The following is a 19556-nucleotide window of genomic DNA, read 5'->3' on the forward strand; positions in this document are numbered from 1 at the left end:
TTAAGGCCCTTGTTGTATGCAAAAGCCTTAACTTATCAGCTTAACTTCCTTAAAAGATGTAGGGGGATAGTAGTGACATTTAATAAAATAAAAATCGTTGTTGCGGTTGCAGGCATATTTATGGCATCGGCGTCTTATGCAGCTATTAAAGTTGACTCTGCGGAACAGACAGAAAAGCCAAATATCATTTTCATTTTCGCAGATGATTTAGGTTGGGGAGATATCAGTAAACATGGCCATCCAGATATTCGAACTCCAAACATTGATAGGATAGCAAATGAAGGTTCTGAATTTTATCAATTTAGTGTGTCTAACCCTGTGTGTTCTCCTAGTCGAGCAGCGGTTTTAACCGGTCAGTATCCGGCAAGAAACAGTGTTCATCGTCACTTTGCCACTTTTGAGCACCACGATAATTATGCCATGCCAGATTGGCTTGATAAAAATGTTGTGACCATGCCCAGAGTTTTGCAACAGGCGGGCTATAAAACGGCTCACTTCGGAAAATGGCATTTAACCAATCGAAATATTAAAGATGCGCCATTACCCACTGAATATGGGTACGACGAAGCGGCTGTATTTAATGGGCCGGGTCCACAAACCGATACCTTTAAATTATATGATGATGCGACCGATTTTATTAAACGTAATAAAGACGTCCCTTTTTTTATCAATTTATGGATCCACGAAACACATACGCCGCATTATCCGCCGCAAGATTCAATGGCGAAGTACACCCATTTAAACGAGCAAGATCAAGTTTATGCTGCGGTTGTAGATGGGGCCGATCAGCGTATAGGCAAAATACTAAACCTGTTAGACGAATTAAATTTAGCTGAAAATACACTCATTGTGTTTTCTAGTGATAATGGCCCTGAAGTGACGGGGTCGAAAAACAACCATTTTCACCATCATGACCCAGACGGGAAAGTAGAAGGTATTGACCCCTTAGGCACTTATTTTAGTGTTGGTACAACTGCAGGATTACGCGGACAGAAACGTGACACTTATGAAGGTGGATTACGAGTTCCCTTTTTAGTGCGTTGGCCGACCACTGTACCAGCAGGGCGAGTAGATACTGAATCCGTTGTGACCGCGGTCGATTTATTACCTACTTTTGCAGACATTGCGGGTGCAAAATTACCTCAAAATTACCAACCTGACGGACAAAGTATTCTGGCTTTATTAAAAGGTGGCACTTTGACGCGTGAAAAACCTTTGTACTGGCAATGGCAATATGGCAAAAAGTCGGGCAAAAAACCAATGCTTGCGGTGCGTGAAGGACCCTGGAAGTTATTCTATTTTCAACATGAAAACCGTATCGAACTCTACAACATTATGAGAGATCGCGCTGAAACGATGAATGTTGCCAGTCAGTATCCAGCAATTGTTAAAAAGTTAACTGGCTTAGCAATCGCTTGGAACGAGACACTGCCTACATCGCCTAAGCCATCGACATTCTCAGAATTAAGACAGTAATTTATTCACAATTAAAAAAGTAGTGTCAACACTGCAGTCGAACACTGAATTTTGCACTTTTACTTTGGGTAAAAACAGTTTTGAGTGCAAACAAACGACACATACTAAATATTTAGATTATAGGAACACCCATGAAATTAATTAAACAAAAGTGTGCAGTTGCCATTGCGAGTGCCTTACTTATTTCTACAGCATTATCTGTGCCTGCATATGCTCAAGAAAGCAATGCAGAAAAATCGCAATCTATGGATGAGTTGTGGGGCGATAGCGCCATCGACAAGGCCAAGCATGCCAATGCGGAACGTGGCGAATGGTTTGCACAAGACAAATATTCAATGTTTATACACTGGGGATTGTTTTCTATTCCTGCGGGTGAATGGCAAGGAAAGACATACTATGGGATTTCTGAGTGGTTAATGTCGGGGCGAGTTGCTGATATTCCAAAACAAGAATATAAAGAATTAGCGGCCCAGTTTAATCCAACTGAATTTGATGCAAAAGCTATTGTTCAATTAGCGGTTGATGCGGGTATGAAAAACATTGTGATAACGGCTAAGCACCATGAAGGCTTTGCAATGTACCACTCTAAAAGCAGCACTTATGACATTGAAGATGCAAGCCCATATAAACGCGATCCGTTAAAAGAATTGGCAGATGCATGTGCCGAAGCGGGCATAGGTTTGGGCTTCTATTATTCGCAAATGCAAGATTGGTACGAACAAGGTAGTGCAAGTATTCCTTGGTCTTCAGAAAAACAAGAAGGCGACTTTACGGAATACTTTGAGCGCAAAGTTATCCCTCAAGTTACTGAATTATTGAGTGAATATGGGCCAATTCGTACAGTATGGTTTGATACCCCTGGAGATATGACAAAGGAACAATCTCAACAATTAGTTGATTTAACCCGTCGCTTACAACCAAAAACCATGATAAATAGCCGCATTGGTAATGGTGTTGGCGACTTTTCCACGTTAGGTGATCATAGCCTGTCACTTGTAAATCACCCAGGCCTTTGGGAAACCATTGATACAACAAATAACAGTTGGGGCGATGCTTGGTACGACAAAAACTGGAAATCGGGTACAGAAATTCTACACCGCTTAATCTCAACAGTAGCACGTGGCGGTAATTACATGCTTAACATTGGTCCTAAAGGTAACGGCAAAGTACCCGAAATGGCAGCTAAAGGCTTACTTAGAGCTGGAGAATGGTTAAGGCATAGCGGCGAAACTATCTATGGCGCGGAGGGTTCTCCATGGGGACGAGCACAAGCTTGGGGAGATATTACGGTTAAAGGCAACAAACTATATTTGCATGTTTTTGACTGGCCTGAAAATAACCAAATTCACTTAGCGGGATTAAAAAACCAGATAAGTTCTGCTCGTATATTAAACTCGGAAGAACCTGGCCTTATCGATGGTTTATTCGGTGAGAATTCAAGCGAAGTAACCTTTGATAAGAATGATAATGGTTTTACAAGCTTTACCTTAGCAATGGAAAAGCCAGATGTATTAGTGCCTGTTATTGTTGTTGAATTGCAAGGAAAGCCTGAAATAGATAAAACTATTGGTATCGATCCAAGTATTACAACCACACTTAATTCGGTTTTCGCGAGCTGTGATGGTTGTGTGAAAAAAGAAATTCGCTGGATGCAAAAATTTGGTGACTGGAATTACGCCAACAATTTATTGCGTTGGACTGATGGCGCCAAAGGCGAGTGGGAAGTCGACGTGGCTGAATCAGGAGATTACTTTATAGAGGTGGAGTACTCGGCGGATGACGTGGTTGATTATAGTGAATGGGTATTTTCCTTTAACGGCGAAATTTTGATGATGCAAGCACTTGATACCGGTGAGCGTAAAAACTCTAAACGTATGGGCGGAGGAAAAACCTTATATCGCTACCGCACCGATGAAGTTGGCGTAGTATCACTAAAACAAGGCAAGCAGTCGATTACCGTTACACCTAAAGGTAAGGTTGTTGGTGGTGGCATTAATCTTCGCGCTATTCATTTAACGCCCATTGTAGAATAAGGATTTCTGATGAAAAAAATACTACTGGCATCATTTAGCTTTTCAATACTAATGAGTGTATCCGCGGGTGCTTTAGCCGGCACCACGATGGCAGAGAGATCTGAGCTTGTAAAACCAAATGTTATCGTTTTTTATGTGGATGATTTGGGTTGGCAAGATAGCCAACTCAATGATGTAGATGAGCCAACACCCTGGGAAACTCCCAATATGTTAGCGCTCGCGAAGCAGGGCATGAACTTTACTCAAGCTTATTCCTCGGCACCAACATGTGCACCCTCGAGGGGAGGTTTGCTGTCAGGCCAGCATCCTGCAAAAACAAACCTGACTCACGTTTTAGGTGCTGGGATCCCAACACCTCTAAATAGTCGCAGTCAACTAATCGAGCCTTACTACAACGATCATCTTTCGGATGATGTTCTAACACTAGCGGATGCCTTAAAAGCAAACGGTTATAAAACAGGGCATGTAGGAAAATGGCATTTAGGGCATTACGCAAATAATGCACCTACAACAGCGGGTTTCGATTTTTCATTTGGTAAAAGGGGGGCACACACAGGCAGCAAACAGCGGCATAGAGATTTTGATAATGCACAGTTTCCACTGAGCGAAGAAAAGTATCCTCCTTACAGTGAAAAGAACCCTGACGGCATTTCTTATCCTTTGGATTTGGTGACAGAAAACGCGTTAAATTTTGTGCAGGAAAATAAGGATGACCCCTTCTTTCTTTATCTAGCCCATTGGATGGTACACACGCCAATTATTACTAAGAATAAAGCGTTGTTAGAGCACTACACGGATAAGTTAGGCATACCTTTTCCAACGAGTCCTGATCCGGTAACAACGCTTGGTCAGACTAATCCATATTACGGCGCGATGGTAACAACCGTTGATTGGAGTTTAGGTCGCTTAGTGTCGTTACTTGAACAAACCGATGATCCACGTAACCCAGGTAAAAAGTTAATAGAAACTACCTATATTTTCTTCTCATCTGATAATGGTGGTGCTGAAAAATCGGGGAAAGAAATGATCACCGATAACTTCCCTTTAGATATGGGTAAAAAACATACCGAAGAGGGTGGAATAAGAGTGCCAATGGTCGTTACAGGCCCAGCGGTTAATAAAAATGTGACGCACCATGGAATCGTTAATCAACTTGATTATTACCCAACGATTTTAGCGCTCACGGATTCAACGATAGCTAAAAATGCCAAAGAAAAGTTAAGCGGTGTTAATTTGTCGCCGGTACTGCAAGATGAAAATAAGCCAGCAACGTATGATAATGGTGAGGTTCGGGAAAATCTCTTTTGGCATTTTCCACACAATAGTGATGCGTCTATGCAAAGTGCTATTCGTGAAGGTGACTTTAAGCTAACGTTGCATCACATAGATAACACTTATTCGTTATATCGTTTATATAAAGACGGTAAGCGGTTTGATATCGAAGAGAAAAACAATTTAGCACAAGCACCTGAATATGCTGATGTTGTAGAGAAGTTATCAAAGAACCTAGATCAGCTATTATCAGAAAATAACGCTATTTTCCCCAAGTTGAACCCAGACAATGCAGCAAATGGCCCGACACGATTATTAGCGCCTGAAGTTGCATCCAGTACGTTTAATAAAAAAAGCCGTGTTGCGAAAATTAGCTTAGTGCAAGGTAAAACTAAGCTTAAAGAGGCCTATATACTGGCAGAAATAGCGAAAACAAGAGGCAGTGATAAAATTGAAAAGCGTGGAAAGCTCGTTATTACTTATAAAAAAATACCGGTAGAAATTAATCAACAAGAAATGACTGTGTCTGGGGTTGTTCCTAAAGAGCACAAAGACTATTTATTTATTCTGGTTGATGAGAATAACTTCTTAGTAAGGTCAGATAAGTATAAATCGTAGTTTTGAGTCTAACATTGGGAGCATAAGGTTAATTTACATACTTATGCTCCGTGATTTGTTATTTATTAAGCTCGTATGGATTGCATAAATGTCCATGCGAGCTTTTGTTTATACTCACTAAAAGCGACTCAATGACGTAAGACGCAAGTAAGCATTAGTCAAATTGAGAAAGGATAATCAATGAATCGAAAGTTATTCAGGTTTTCAGTTTTTCCATTTTGTCGAGACGATTATAGTTAAAGCTCATAATTAGTTCCTCAATGGTAATGGTAGTACGGCAGATAGCCGCGTCATTTTACAGACGGCCAAAACAGTTGTTCTCTAGATCGTCAAAGGCCTGCAAAATCTCTGATTTATTATTCATCACAAAGGGGCCATGCCCGACTACTGGTTCATTAAGCGGCTCACCACTAAGTACCAATACCAAGCTAGGTACTTGTGCATGCACCTCGACACTCGTGTCACCGCGACTGAGTAATACCAATTGACCTTCGGTGACCGGCCAAGAACGATTCACACAAACCGCGCCTTCAAGTACTACTAAAGAAGCGGTCCAACCGTCTGGCAGATGAAAACCAGCTTGTCCACCGGCGTTTAAGCGAGTATCCCAGACCTGCATAGGCGAATGAGTATGCGCTGGCCCAGTGGTCCCCTCGAACTCACCTGCTATTGGCCGCAAAGTGCCAGCGTTATTAGGCAGATCAATCACTGGAATGACATCGCTATGTAGTGCCTGATATCCAGCCGTCGTCATTTTTTGATCCGCCGGTAAATTAACCCATAACTGCACCATCTGAAGCACGCGCCATTGTTGCTGAATGCTTGAGAATGGAATTCCTCGTGTAAGATACCAGCGCCCGCGGTCATCCATTGAACATCACCGGGACTTATGACGCCGCCCTCACCAGTTGAATCGCGATGCTCTACTTCACCCTGATATACGATGGTGATAGTTTCGAATCCACGGTGAGGGTGCACGCCGACGCCGCGTTTCTTGCCGTCACCCTGAAACGTCATAGGGCCTGCATAGTCCAGTAGTAGGAACGGGCTTAGCTTTTGCGCTTGTTGGTGATAGGAAAATAGCGACCGCACGGGAAACCCGTTACCAACCCAATGCGATGAAGGGGGACTTACAATGCCTTCCACTTTTTTCATGCTTTCTCTCCAAAGAATGTCTTTGTATAGATAATACATATGGCACAATAATCCGGTAGATTGCTACAATGCGAATCACAGTTCCAAAAATAGAACACTGAAGATGCAAGATCTGAATGACCTTTATTATTTCGTCAAAGCCTGTGAATACGGCGGATTTGCACCTGCAAGTCGTGCGTTAGGAATTCCAAAATCTAAGTTGAGTCGACGGGTGACAGGTCTAGAAAACAGGCTGGATACTAAGTTGATCTATCGTTCGACACGTAGTTTCCATCTAACCGAAGTCGGTCAAACCTATTTTCAGCACTGCAAAGCAATGTTAATTGAAGCCGAGACTGCCCAAGAAGCCATCGATTCACTCAAATCTGAGCCGAGGGGGACGGTTCGATTAACCTGTCCTATCGCGCTGTTACATGCGCATATTGGCGATATGCTCGCTCAGTTTATGGCCAGGTACCCGGAAGTCGTAGAGGAATGTTACCGGCCGTGAGAACGTTAATAGATTTCCTTGCAGAACAATACAAAAGCTTTGACGAAGAATAACGAACAGACGGTGCGGGTACACGTTGGAATTAAGTTTAGTTTCTCTTCATCCGTGTTGTTTGAAGAGAAACTAAAACGGTTATGACGTAATTTATTATTAAAGGTTTGCTTTGGCTTTTATTTCAAACAATTTTAAGGCGCGTTGGTGGATTAAAACATCATCCATTTCGCCGATAAAATTTTCGCCAATTTCAACATCTATACTTTTTGATCTAAGGGTATAAGTGCTAATAATTGTTTGCTCGCCTGCAAGCGTTGTTGATTCTAATACCCCATCAACATATAGCTTTGTACTGCTTAGTTGTTCGTTTGGCGAGACAACTGCAATATGATGCCATTCGCCATCATTAAGCAGGGTGGTACCTTTAATTGATCCACCAGTAATGCTTACACTCAATACCTCATTTTGCACACTGACAACATATTGTTCACCATCGACAGTTTTCTTATTGCCCCATTTAATAATGGTGCCATTACCGTTTGTTGATCTTATCCATGCCATAACAGTGCGAGGTTCGCCTTCATTAACACCATTGTAACGGTCGGCAACAACCGTCGCGTCTCCGTCAAACGAGTACACTTCGCTGTCGCGGCTGCTATCATATACGCCAACAATTGCACCATTGTTAGTGGCGCTTCTTTTATAAATTGAGCTATCAGTAACGGTGTTACTAGATACCTCATTAAAACGCAGATCGTAAGCCACTTCTAAATCGAGATCGGCATCCGCTGAGTTTGCAAGGTAATCTATTTCAGTTTCGGCCAAAGCGCGATCATGAATAGCGACTTTGTCTATCAGTCCGGTAAATGCCCCCCCTATTTGGACAGTGCTATCTTCCACGGTTTCAAATGTAGCAGTATTAGCGCTGAAAGAGACATTTTCCAAGATGCCATTTATATATATTTCAATATTGCCAACGGTATTGTCGGGGGCAACAACCGCAGTGTGATGCCATTGATCATCGTTTATAGCGGTTGTACCGACAACTGTTGCATCATCTAAAAGTAATCTAAGTACTCCATCAGCGAGGTCTAATTGCCATTGCTCACCCGCGGCAGTGTTACCCCACTGGATGATATCGCCTGTAGTGTCTGTGGTTTTTATCCATGCTGATGTGGTACGCGCATTATCACCTAAAACACCCGTATAGCTATCTAGCGTCAGGGTATCGTCTTCAGTTAAGCTGGCAACGTTTCCTCTTGTCATATCTTGCACAAATGAAGCACCATTAACGGTTGCCGTATATTGGTTTACAGAATCATCATAAGCAGTTGAACCGTCAGCACCTTCTAAATTTAATTGTAACTGTTTTCCTCTATTGACTTGCATACGCGTCATCAGCTTTGCTTGAGGCTCAGAAATCAACATGGGCTCTCCTCCTGAAATTGAGCCTTCATGGCTTAAAGCCCAACTATACGCGCCGTTAGCGTTTGTAGCTCTATTTAGCCAATCACTGCCTTTTGCTTCAGAAAATACCACGGTACCGCCATTCCATGCTTGTTGCAGGGGCATAAACATGTGTCCAACGGCATCAACATCATCATCAACAGTCGCTGGAAAGAAACCATTTTCTGTTGCTTCAATCGCGGTTAACATGGGTAAATTAATGTCAGAAGACGACACTGTTCGCGCTATCGGGGTAGGGTGTCCACCCGTGAAGTCCTCTTGGACGTCAGGATTATTATCAAGATGAACGTCTTCAGATAAACCTAAAGCAACGACAGCTTCACTATTGCCAGCTTTTGCTGCATCAGGCAATAATGCGTAATCGCCGTATGTGGCATGATCAAACCACCAACCATCAATAAGCTCGCCATAGCGAAGCGATAATGTTTTTACGATATTGACTAAAGACAATTGAAAACTGTGATGCAAACTCGTTGATGGATATTTTTCTAAGACATGATCTCGCCAGCGGTTCATATTCTCAGAACAATACACTTGCGTGTCTGGATCGCTTACAAGAGGTCTTTTCGATTTACAGGGGCTACCGTCTGTCTCATCAATAATCGAATCGTCATAATCCATTGATCTTTCAGCGCCATGTTTCAGCATCCCTGGCCCTTGGGTGGCAACGTAAGCAATGACTTTTATACCTTTAGCGTGAAGTGCAGTGGCTATTTGGCTGAAAAGATCGGTGCCTGGTAAGGTAGGATCATACAAATCATTTATGCTATTGGGGGCAGAATTGGGGTTTATTGCTTCAACTTCCGGTACGGGTACAATGAAACGGTCACCAAAAGCGCCATTCGTTAAATTTACTTGTAACCAAGTTAGTCCAGGAATTGCAGCCATTTGTTCGACAGCCGGTGTTACTTGATATTCATTTACATGGCTTTCGCCTTGACTGATATCGCCACCTGATATTCTGAAACTAATTCCCCAATTCCCTTGCATCCAGTGTGCTTTTATTGCTGCCTGACTCTCGCCAGCTCCGGGTTCTTCCTGGGTATCTTCAGCTCCGGGTTCTTCCTGGGTATCTTCAGCTTCGGGTTCTTCTTGGCTATTATCCGCTATGAGTTCTGCCTCGTTATTATCAGCATTGGGGTCTGTATGGCTATTACAAGACACGATCCCTAAGGTTAACGCCGTATAGCATGCTGTGTAACACGCTGTTCGTAATTTCATATCAGATCCTTTAGCTAATGTGCTTACTATGTTGTTGTGTATTTAAAACATTGTTTCATATACGGTATGATGAAGCCTGTTAATTGTCAATAAAATGTTACTTTTTATTGCCTTTAGGGGAGCAAGGGCCTTTTTCCTCATTACAATTGTTATAGGCGAGGGGGGGGCAGTCAATGGCGAATGCATTCATAAGTGTTAACAGCTCGACAGGCAACGCTAGGGCGATATATAAAATGGCACCTAGCGTTGCATATCAGGTATTACTTGCTGAGATCGCAGGCAATGAGCGGGGTATATTTTTAATGGCTGATTTTTTTACTTTTTACTTTGCTCTTCTTGTAAATCGTGACAGGGACATCATTACTCCCTGTTTTCCCATCAACGGTGTAACCATTATATACCGCTTGCTCTAATTGTTGTTTAAGCTGTGCCACTATGTCAGGTTTTTCGTTAAACAAATTAGTGGTTTCTGCACGGTCGGTTTTCATATTGTATAACTGCATAGGCGTATTTTTATCCCCTCCTTTACTCCAGCCACATGAGCCTTTACAAGTGGCTAGTTTCCAATCACCTACACGCACAGCAAAGTGACCTAATACGGAGGCATGAATGGCTATTGGATGGGTCTCTTCTTCAGAACCTTTTAATGCAGGTAATATCGAAAAACTGTCTACCGCAGCATTGTTTGGTAGGTCAACATTTAATATGTCTGCGCTTGTCGCGAATAAGCTGTTATGTACTACAGGTTTATCATACGTTGAGCCTGCTTTTACGTGCCCAGGCCAACGAACAATATAAGGCACTCGGTGTCCACCTTCCCATATATCTGCTTTGGTGCCACGCAAGTCTGCAGTTGGATGATGCCCTGCCGCAATCAATTGTTCTATTCTAGCACTGGGCGAAGTACCATTGTCTGTTGTAAAAATAACAATCGTGTTGTCTGATAGCTTAGCCTTGTCTAAAGCATGCAATATGCGCTCTACCGAATTATTGGTTTCCATTACAAAATCAGCATACTTATTAATTCCGCTCTTACCAATCCAATTTTTACTAGGTACTACAGGGCTATGCGGAGCACTAAATGGCACGTATAGGAAGAAGGGGGCTGCTTTCCTTGCTGGATCCGATACATAATCTACCGCTTTCACCGTGATTCGATTTAACATCTCATCAGTATTTTCTAAGTTATAAGTAACCTCATCTTGCTCAATCCAAGTACCCATTTGACGAGCATGATGAAACCCCCAGTATTTATCAAACCCCCTTTCAATTGGGCCACCGACTATTTTGGTGCCCACAGGAACCGCATCGTAATATTTACCTCGACTTTTATCTATTGCAGTATCTTTAGGTAATATATATTTAAAGCCTAAATGCCATTTTCCGGTTATGGCAGTATCGTAACCTTGCCCTTTCAAAAACTGAGCGACTGTGAGTGTTTTTCCATCAATTAAAGGCTCGTCGCCGACACTGATACTTCCATCTGGTAATTTGCTGGTTCTAGCACCTAGCACACCTTTTTGCAGACGAGTACGCCATGGATAGCGACCTGTTAATACCCCATATCTTGTTGGCGTACATACAGCAGAGGCACTATGTGCGTCAGTAAACATCATGCCTTCTTTTGCTAATCTATCAATTGCGGGGGTATTAATTTTACTGTTTGGGTTAAATGCAGACACATCTCCGTAACCCTGATCGTCACTCATTATAAATATAATGTTTGGCTTGCTTACTTCTGCATACGAAAATAGGGGAGCGAGTAAAAAGCTAGCTATGAGCATAAACCTGCAACGCGTTGTTGCGGCACCTGTCGTAATCGTTGCTTTCAATTTATTTATACCTACTTGGTAGGTTTTGCTGCTCATAACGCGGTTTACGAACGTATCAATACGAGCATCATTTATTGTGTCTATAGTGCGTTGACCTATTTTCATTGTACTGTATTTCCTAGTGGGTGCATGGGTAATTGAAAATAATTGTGTTGTGACTGATATTTTTATCAACAGGCTATTTACATCAGTCAGGTGTATCTCGCAATGGGCTAAACAGCAATAAAGCGGGGTTAGCGCATCGAGAGGCTATGACGACAGTATGCCATTGAGTAGCCACAGTTTGATTGCTGTCCCTATAACTAAATCATCAAATAGATATTTTATTAATGGTGAAGCGCGGATTCGCCATTTAAATTTTTGTTAATAACAAGCGAATTTTTTGTTGATATACAACTTGTTCTCAATATAGAATACTGTTTCAAATATAAAATAGTAATTTTATTTTGTCTAATATTAAATAGTATTCGGCGGTCAGAGAGGTTAAGAATGAGTATGAGAAACAACTATCTAGTAGGGGTTATGCTGTGGGTATTGCCTTTAATCGCGTTAGCGGCTAATGATGTCTCTGCTGCATCAAAACCGAACATTATAGTGGTGATGGCCGATGATATGGGATGGGGAGACTCTGCAACCTATGGTCATCAAACGATAAAAACGCCAAATTTAGATAAATTAGCTGCCCAAGGTGTTAAGTTCACGCAAGGGTACTCTGCAGCAGGGGTATGCTCACCGGCACGCTCAGCAATTTTAACCGGCAGAACACCGTACCGTAATGGTGTATGGCGCCACCTATCAGGTAGCCATAAAGCGCATTTACGCGCGAGTGAAATTACTTACCCCACTTTGTTTAAACAAGCCGGTTATACCACTGGGCATTTCGGTAAATGGCACTTGCTATCGAAACAACAATTTCATAAAGAAGGTTATCCTCATCCCGACGACCATGGATTCGATTACTGGTTTGCGACTCAAAATAATGCTGTACCAAGTCATAAAAATCCAAATAATTTTATTCGCAACCACCAACCCGTAGGCGAATTAAAAGGGTATTCAGCGCCATTGGTTGCTGACGAAGCGATAAAGTGGATTGAACAAGGAAGGGATGCAAGCAAGCCGTTTATTATGTCAGTTTGGTTTCATGAACCACATAAGCCTATTGCAACAGATATTAAATTTTCAGAACTGTACCCAAATGAAAATGCGGTAAACAAGAAGTACTTTGGCAACATTACTCAAATGGATTTCGCTTTGGGGAAAATAATGGACGTGCTCGACGAGCAAAATCTCAGCGACAATACCTTAATTATGTTCTTGTCAGACAACGGCCCTGTAGTGGGTGTTGGTGGCAATAGTGGTGGCCTTAGAGGGCAAAAACGAAATGACTTTGAGGGCGGGATTCGAGTGCCATTTGTGGTACGTTGGCCAAGCCATATTGATGCCGGTTCAGTGAACGATACGCCTATAATTGGCTCCGATATTTTTAGTACTGTTCTCGCCGTAGGCGGTATTGCAGCCCCTAGCGATCGTAAAATTGATGGTGTTAACTTTTTGCCCGCGCTAGAAGGCAAAGAACTTAACCGCAGTACTCCTTTATTTTGGCGAACTCACGTTTCTCCGGCAGAAGATCGCGTGGCAATGCGTATTGGCGATTGGAAAATAGTGGGTAACGATACACTTACTGAATTTATGTTGTTTAATGTGCAAGAAGATTGGCAAGAGAAAAACAACCTTGCGACCAAAATGCCAGAAAAGTTAAACACGATGAAAGCCAAGTTAATTGAAACCTGGGAAGACATTAAAACTGACGGGCCAAATCAATGGTGGGAAAATGAAACAAACCCGCCAAGAAAGGGCGCCACCCTGAATTACTAATACACCGTTATTTTATAGGGATAATTTATGTATAAATTTTTAGGGCTTATTTGCATTGTGCTCCTAAGCCAAGAGGCAATAGCAAATAAGGCCACTGTAACGGTTGATAAACCTAATATTATCATTTTTTATGTTGACGATTTAGGATGGCAAGACACGCAATTAAACGATATCGATGAACCAACACCATGGGAAACTCCTAATCTGGTAGCACTTGCTAAACGCGGTATGAATTTTACCCAAGCTTATTCTCCAGCACCTACCTGTGCCCCCTCAAGAGGGGGATTATTATCGGGACAACATCCAGCAAAAACTAACTTTACCCATGTTCTTGGGGCGCAAATTCCAACTGCCTTAAACAAACATAGTAAATTAATAGCCCCTTATATTAATGATCACCTTTCTCCCGAAACGCTAACACTAGCAGAAGCATTAAAAGACCGCGGTTACAAAACGGGTCATGTTGGGAAGTGGCATTTAGGCAATTATGCGAGTAATTATCCCAAAGCACATGGTTTTGATTTTTCTTTCGATAAGCGAGGAGCGCATAGAGGATCAAAGCAACGTCATAAAGATTTTGATAATAAAAAATTTCCTTTAAGTAAAGAAAAGTACTTGCCATATAGTGAAAAAAACCCAAACGGTATTTCCTATCCCTTCGATTTAGTCACCGAGAATGCACTACATTTTGTGCAAGAAAATAAAGATGAGCCATTCTTTCTTTATTTAGCCCATTGGATGGTACACGTTCCCATTATTACTAAAAACAGGGCCCTGCTACAACATTATACCGACAAACTAGGTATTGCCTTTCCACAATCAAGCGATCCTATTACTACGCCAGGGCAAACCAATCCTTACTATGGCGCAATGGTTACAACGGTTGATTGGAGTTTAGGTCGTTTAGTATCGTTACTTGAGCAAACTGATGACCCTCGCAATCCAGGTAAAAAGTTAATCGATACGACTTATATTTTCTTTTCTTCTGATAATGGTGGGACCGAAAATAAAGATACAGAAATAATAACCGATAATTTCCCACTGGATAAAGGGAAGAAGCACACAGAAGAAGGAGGAATTAGAGTGCCCATGGTCGTGGCTGGTCCAGTAGTTAAACCTAACACGACTCACCACGGGATGGTAAATCAGCTAGATTATTATCCAACCATTTTAGCTTTAACTAATACCACAATCTCCAAGCAGTATGAAGCTAAGCTAAGTGGAGTGGATTTATCGTCAGTGCTTCAAAATGAACAAGAAAAAGCAACTCATGCTGATGGTTCGCTGAGAAAAAATTTATTTTGGCATTTCCCGCACTACGAAGGTTCTCAAATGCGCGGTGCAATCCGGCAAGGGGACTTTAAACTTTACAAGTATTACCTTGATGATAGTTATTCTTTGTACCGTTTATATAAAGACGGCGAACGCTATGATCTTGAAGAAAATAACAATTTAATCACAGAGCCAGAGTATGCCCGTGTAGCAAAAGAGTTATCGACTAATTTAGAACAGCATCTCAAAGAAAATAATGCAGTTTATCCACATTTAAACCCCCAGAGTAACGACAATGTTGCGGCCAGAACACTCGTTCCAGAAGTATCATCGAGTGAATTTAATAAGGCTAAACGAAAAGCTCAAATAAGTTTAGTTGGCGGTAAAACTGCCATAAAAGAAGCCTATTTACTGGCAGAAATTGCAAAAACGAAAGGTAGTGATAAGCGAGAGGCGCGAGGCAGAGTGGTAATAACTTACGAGAAGTTGCCGGTAACGATTAATTCAACTGATATGACCGTAAGTGGTCATGTACCAAAAGGTCATGATGCTTATGTATTCGTATTAATTGATGAAAACAACTTTTTAGTGACCAGCGATAAGTATCAAACGCCGCGCTAGTTAAATCAATATTATTAAACGGTGATATTAGCTGATGATATACAAGCTGTAGGGGCTTAGCTATTTCGAATATAGGAGCCAAATGGCTGTTTATCTCGCTATTGAAACTCTTAAATTAAACTCAGAAGGAGGAGCGTTTTTTGACATTAAAGTATGCGTTCGTTTTTATTCTACTAACAATAGTGTTAACCGATGCAAGTGCAAAGCCGCTTGATGAAGCTTTGCCAGGTTCCAAACCAAACATTATTTTGGTTATGACTGATGACCAAGGCTTAGGGGATCTTTCCTTTACGGGCAACGAGATAGTAAACACCCCTAATATTGATCGTTTTGCTAGCAACGCAGTGCGTTTTAACGATTTTCAAGTTAGCCCTACGTGCGCACCCACACGTGCTGCTTTAATGAGTGGTCTACCCCCCTTCAAAGTTGGTGTTACCCATACCATTTTACAACGGGAGCGTATGGCACTAGATGTGCTTACTCTGCCTCAGGCATTGCAATCTGCAGGGTATAAGACGGGATTGTTTGGCAAATGGCATTTGGGCGACGAAGCGCAATATTTGCCGCAAGCTCGTGGTTTTGACGAAGTATTAATGCACGGTGCTGGTGGAATTGGTCAAACTCGTTTAGGAGATTTTCCACCCAATAAAGATAATTTATATTTTGACAATGTATTGCTGCATAACGATACGATTGTTCAAACAGAAGGCTTTTGTACTGATTTGTTTTTTAGCGCAGCATTGTCGTGGATAAAAAAACAGCACTCGGCAAAGCAACCGTACTTCGCTTATGTCTCGCTAAATGCATCGCATGGACCTTATATAGCTCCTGAAAGTTACAAGAAACGCTTTTTAGATGCTGGATATGATGAGAAAACTGCTGGTCGCTATGGAATGATAGAGAATATTGATGATAACGTCGGTCGCCTAATGTCGAAATTAGCACAATGGGGCGCATTAGATAATACACTCATTATATTTATGACCGACAATGGCATGTCTATGCCTCCTATGATTAAAAATGGCAAGAAAATCATACCGTTTAATGCGGGATTAAAAGGTCGTAAAAATTCTGCTTATCAAGGCGGTACAAAAGTTCCCATGTACTGGCAATGGCAAGGTGTACTCAATAAAAATATCGATATTAATGCTTTAACTGCTCATATTGACCTCTATCCAACATTAACTGTTTTAGCCGGTGCAAAGCTGCCTAAAAGCATGCAGCAGCTTGATGGGCGTTCATTAGTACCCTTATTAAATAATCCTAGAGCGTTATGGGATGATCGTAAGCTATTTTTTCATACTGGACGCTGGAAAGCGGGTGAAATGGAAGCGAATAAATACGGTAAATATGCAGTACGGACCGAGCGGTGGCGCTTGGTTAATAATACAGAATTATATGACCTTAATGCAGACCCAGGGGAAACTAAAAATCTAGCATCACAGTACCCTAAAGTGGTAATTAGTCTTCGTAAAGCTTATGAAAAATGGTGGGAAGAGGCTGTTCCGTTAATGGTTAATGAAGGCCTACCTAAAGTGAAAGAAGCTGATTTACCACTGGTTAAACGATATTACCAACAACGAGAAAAAAGCGGAATAATACATTGGAGTCCAGATGAAAGTTAGTAATAATTTATTTAAAGCCTCATGTTTAGTGACCCTCATGTGGTGTTGCCAAAGCACGTTAAGTGCTTACGCTCAGGAAATTAACGATAATCAAACCCATTCTGAAAATAAGAACAAGTTGGTTGAGCCCAATTGGCAGTCTTTGGCAGAGAATTATCAAGTACCAGAATGGTTTGTGGATGGGAAAATAGGGATTTGGACCCATTGGGGGATTCCCTCAGCGATAGATGAAAATCGTCCTCATGATGGTTCTCACTATGGACGCAGAATGTACGGCACAGAAGGTTTTATCACTCCCTCTCCAAACCCTCAAAGAGATATGCAAACCACTGCTACCTTAACCGAGTGGCATACCAAACGATACGGACACCCTTCAAAGTTTGGCTATGAAAAGTTTATACCCACCTTTAAAGCTGAAAACTGGGATCCTGAGGGCTTAGTTAAATTTTTTAAAGACAATGGTGCTAGGTTTGTTATGCCAGTGGCGACACACCATGATAACTTTGATATGTACGACTCGTCTCATCCATGGAATGCGGTAGATATGGGCCCCAAGAGAGATACGATCCAGGAGTGGAAAAATGCAGCAACTAAGTTTGGCCTTAAGTTTGGCGTATCGACACATCTGTATTGGGCCCCCCGATTTTTTAACGCCGCTCGTCAATATCAGCAACCTAATACGTTAGAGTGGCAACTTTTTGCAATGGACTACCATCCAACAGAATTTGCATCCCAGGAATCTTGGAACAGACATTGGTTTGAGCGCAGTTGGGAATTGATAGAAAAATATAACCCAGATATGTTTAATAATGATTCACCTTATCCGTCTGATAAATTTGGCGATGTTTCTGGTGTGGCGTTATTTTCCGATTTCATTAATCGCGATTTGATTGAAAATAACGGTAAACAAACGCGGGTGCTATCATTTAAAAACACCAAAGTGGATAAGGCCGCTTTTACGTACAATCTAGAGCGCGGAATGTTTGGTGAAATACAGGCGCAACCATGGATGTGGGCCACGGATGTTTCAGGTAACTGGTTTTATCGTAAAAATTTAATAACCAAAATGAGTGTACCTGTGTTACTTGGTAACGCTGTTGATGCCATTAGCAAAAATGGCGTAGTAATGATGAATGTAGCATTGCGCGGTGACGGCACTTTACCAGCAGAACAAGCTGCCTATATTCGTGCATTTGGCGACTGGATTAAAATTAATGGTGAAGGTATCTATGCTACGCGGCCCTGGAAAATTTTTGGTGAAGGCCCATTAAAGATTGTCACAAAGCGGGCAGGTGAAAACTTGAGAGCTTTTTCTGCTCAAGACATTCGCTTTACGCAAAAAGACAACAGTTTATTTGCCTTTGTACTTGCGCCACCCGAAAAAGACATTCAAATCAAAGCATTGAAAACGGGTGGGCTATTGGAGAAAGATATTCGCTCGATATCTATGCTTGGCTCAAACAGCAAGATTGACTGGCAGCGCAACGAGCACGGACTGATTATAAAACTGCCTAAGACTTTACCGCAGCAACCTGTCATTGGGTTTAAGATTTTACTAAATTAAAGCGGCCAAGCTTGCAAGACTGTGCCGCGTTTTTTGCAAACGCGCCAGTCTTGCATTGCCTAAAAGCCACTATAGGTTTGTGCTAACTCCGAAAGTTCTGCGGCGGCTTCTCGAACATAAGATTCCGTTTCGGACAGGCTCAAGGAAATACCTTTTTCGACAATATAAGGGACGGTGATACACGCAATCACTTCTTTAGTTTTGCCCAGAAAAATGGGGAAAGATAGGTCAATTAAACCAGAAACAATGGGGCTTTGTGATCTCGCATGGCCCTTACTTAAAATCCGGCCAATCAATTCTTCACATTCATCACGATTAAAATCGTTATCGGTTTTTTCGAACATATTTAGACTGTCTGCTCTGGCTTTTTCAGGCATATAAGATAGCAGCACTCTTCCTGAGCCTGTTTTATATAAATCAAGATGATGACCCACTCGAACAGATAAGCCAACAATACCAGGGCTCTGTACCCTGGCAATCACTACCATACGTTGCTGGTTTGCAACCGCGATATGACAAGATTGCTTAATATCTGCAGACAGTTTATGCATAACCGGAAATGCCGCTTCTACTAACGTACCAACAGGGGGGACTTTCATCCCTAAATCAAATAACTTATTGGTTATGTGATATGAGTCACTCCCTTCATTTTTTGACAGATAGCCTCTATGCTCTAATGCCGAAATCATTCTATATATTTCACTTTTAGAGCGCTCTAACGTCGTCGAGATTTTGGCAAGTGACATCGGCTCTTGGACTTCAGCCAATAGTTCTAAGATTTCAAATCCTTTCTCTAATGCCGGAGCAGAATAACTTCGTTTCTTTTTCTCTTCCATCTGAAGGACAACCTCTAATTTAGTTTGTATATAATATAGTGTTTCATATTCTACTAATGGTCAATAGTTATTCCTCTAGCCTATGCTGCATTGTTAATAATGCGTTAAATTAAATTGCCAAAATTCAACCTGATGATCTTTTTTTAAACGCTTTATAGAGGCTTAAACCTTAAAAAATAGAGGCTTAAACCTTAAAAACAGCCTT

The 19556-nt window shown here is 41.7% G+C and carries 13 protein-coding genes; 8 read left to right on the plus strand and 5 right to left on the minus strand.

Annotated elements, in window-relative coordinates; translation table 11 throughout:
• The first annotated feature begins 72 nt into the window (after positions 1-72).
• From B5G52_RS06750 to B5G52_RS06760, 3 genes are all read left to right on the plus strand, one after another.
• A complete protein-coding gene (locus B5G52_RS06750; RefSeq protein WP_217896167.1) occupies positions 73-1476 on the plus strand; it encodes a sulfatase-like hydrolase/transferase in 1404 nt (467 codons plus the stop codon).
• Between the two features lie 131 nt (positions 1477-1607).
• The gene (locus tag B5G52_RS06755) at positions 1608-3509 is read left to right on the plus strand and encodes an alpha-L-fucosidase (RefSeq protein ID WP_087531897.1); all 1902 of its coding nucleotides are present in this window, start codon (positions 1608-1610) and stop codon (positions 3507-3509) included.
• Positions 3510-3518: 9 nt separating this feature from the next.
• The gene (locus tag B5G52_RS06760; protein ID WP_217896168.1) at positions 3519-5399 is read left to right on the plus strand and encodes a sulfatase; all 1881 of its coding nucleotides are present in this window, start codon (positions 3519-3521) and stop codon (positions 5397-5399) included.
• Between the two features lie 295 nt (positions 5400-5694).
• On the opposite strand, the gene B5G52_RS22325 is transcribed toward B5G52_RS06760, so the two are convergent.
• Both B5G52_RS22325 and B5G52_RS22330 read right to left on the minus strand, forming a co-directional pair.
• Positions 5695-6153 (minus strand): pirin family protein, encoded by a 459-nt coding sequence (locus tag B5G52_RS22325; RefSeq protein WP_254911153.1) that lies wholly within the window; start codon positions 6151-6153, stop codon positions 5695-5697.
• Complete coding sequence (locus tag B5G52_RS22330; RefSeq protein WP_254911154.1) at positions 6150-6554, minus strand: pirin family protein; 405 nt, start codon at positions 6552-6554, stop codon at positions 6150-6152. Before B5G52_RS22330 ends, B5G52_RS22325 begins: the two co-directional genes overlap by 4 nt.
• Before the next feature lie 103 nt (positions 6555-6657).
• Between B5G52_RS22330 and B5G52_RS06770 the strand changes: the two genes are divergently transcribed.
• Entirely contained in the window at positions 6658-7044 is a 387-nt protein-coding gene (locus B5G52_RS06770; protein WP_254911155.1) for a LysR family transcriptional regulator, read from the plus strand.
• 150 nt (positions 7045-7194) lie between these two features.
• Here B5G52_RS06770 and B5G52_RS06775 read toward each other — a convergent pair whose 3' ends face one another.
• Together B5G52_RS06775 and B5G52_RS06780 are read right to left on the minus strand one after the other, a co-directional pair.
• Complete coding sequence (locus tag B5G52_RS06775) at positions 7195-9726, minus strand: LamG domain-containing protein (RefSeq protein ID WP_087531898.1); 2532 nt, start codon at positions 9724-9726, stop codon at positions 7195-7197.
• A gap of 299 nt (positions 9727-10025) precedes the next feature.
• Positions 10026-11663: an arylsulfatase gene (locus tag B5G52_RS06780; protein ID WP_217896169.1), complete on the minus strand. Its 1638-nt coding sequence runs from the start codon at positions 11661-11663 to the stop codon at positions 10026-10028.
• Between the two features lie 384 nt (positions 11664-12047).
• Between B5G52_RS06780 and B5G52_RS06785 the strand changes: the two genes are divergently transcribed.
• The 4 genes from B5G52_RS06785 (at position 12048) to B5G52_RS06800 (ending at position 18515) form a co-directional block, all read left to right on the plus strand.
• Positions 12048-13433: a sulfatase-like hydrolase/transferase gene (locus B5G52_RS06785; protein WP_087531899.1), complete on the plus strand. Its 1386-nt coding sequence runs from the start codon at positions 12048-12050 to the stop codon at positions 13431-13433.
• A gap of 27 nt (positions 13434-13460) precedes the next feature.
• Positions 13461-15326: a sulfatase gene (locus B5G52_RS06790; RefSeq protein WP_087531900.1), complete on the plus strand. Its 1866-nt coding sequence runs from the start codon at positions 13461-13463 to the stop codon at positions 15324-15326.
• 140 nt (positions 15327-15466) lie between these two features.
• The gene (locus B5G52_RS06795; RefSeq protein ID WP_087531901.1) at positions 15467-16951 is read left to right on the plus strand and encodes an arylsulfatase; all 1485 of its coding nucleotides are present in this window, start codon (positions 15467-15469) and stop codon (positions 16949-16951) included.
• Complete coding sequence (locus B5G52_RS06800; RefSeq protein WP_217896170.1) at positions 16941-18515, plus strand: alpha-L-fucosidase; 1575 nt, start codon at positions 16941-16943, stop codon at positions 18513-18515. Before B5G52_RS06795 ends, B5G52_RS06800 begins: the two co-directional genes overlap by 11 nt.
• 59 nt (positions 18516-18574) lie before the next feature.
• Here B5G52_RS06800 and B5G52_RS06805 read toward each other — a convergent pair whose 3' ends face one another.
• The gene (locus B5G52_RS06805; RefSeq protein WP_087531902.1) at positions 18575-19351 is read right to left on the minus strand and encodes an IclR family transcriptional regulator; all 777 of its coding nucleotides are present in this window, start codon (positions 19349-19351) and stop codon (positions 18575-18577) included.
• Between the last annotated feature and the right edge of the window lie 205 nt (positions 19352-19556).

The organism is Pseudoalteromonas sp. A601, assembly GCF_002165575.1.
Lineage (GTDB): Bacteria > Pseudomonadota > Gammaproteobacteria > Enterobacterales > Alteromonadaceae > Pseudoalteromonas.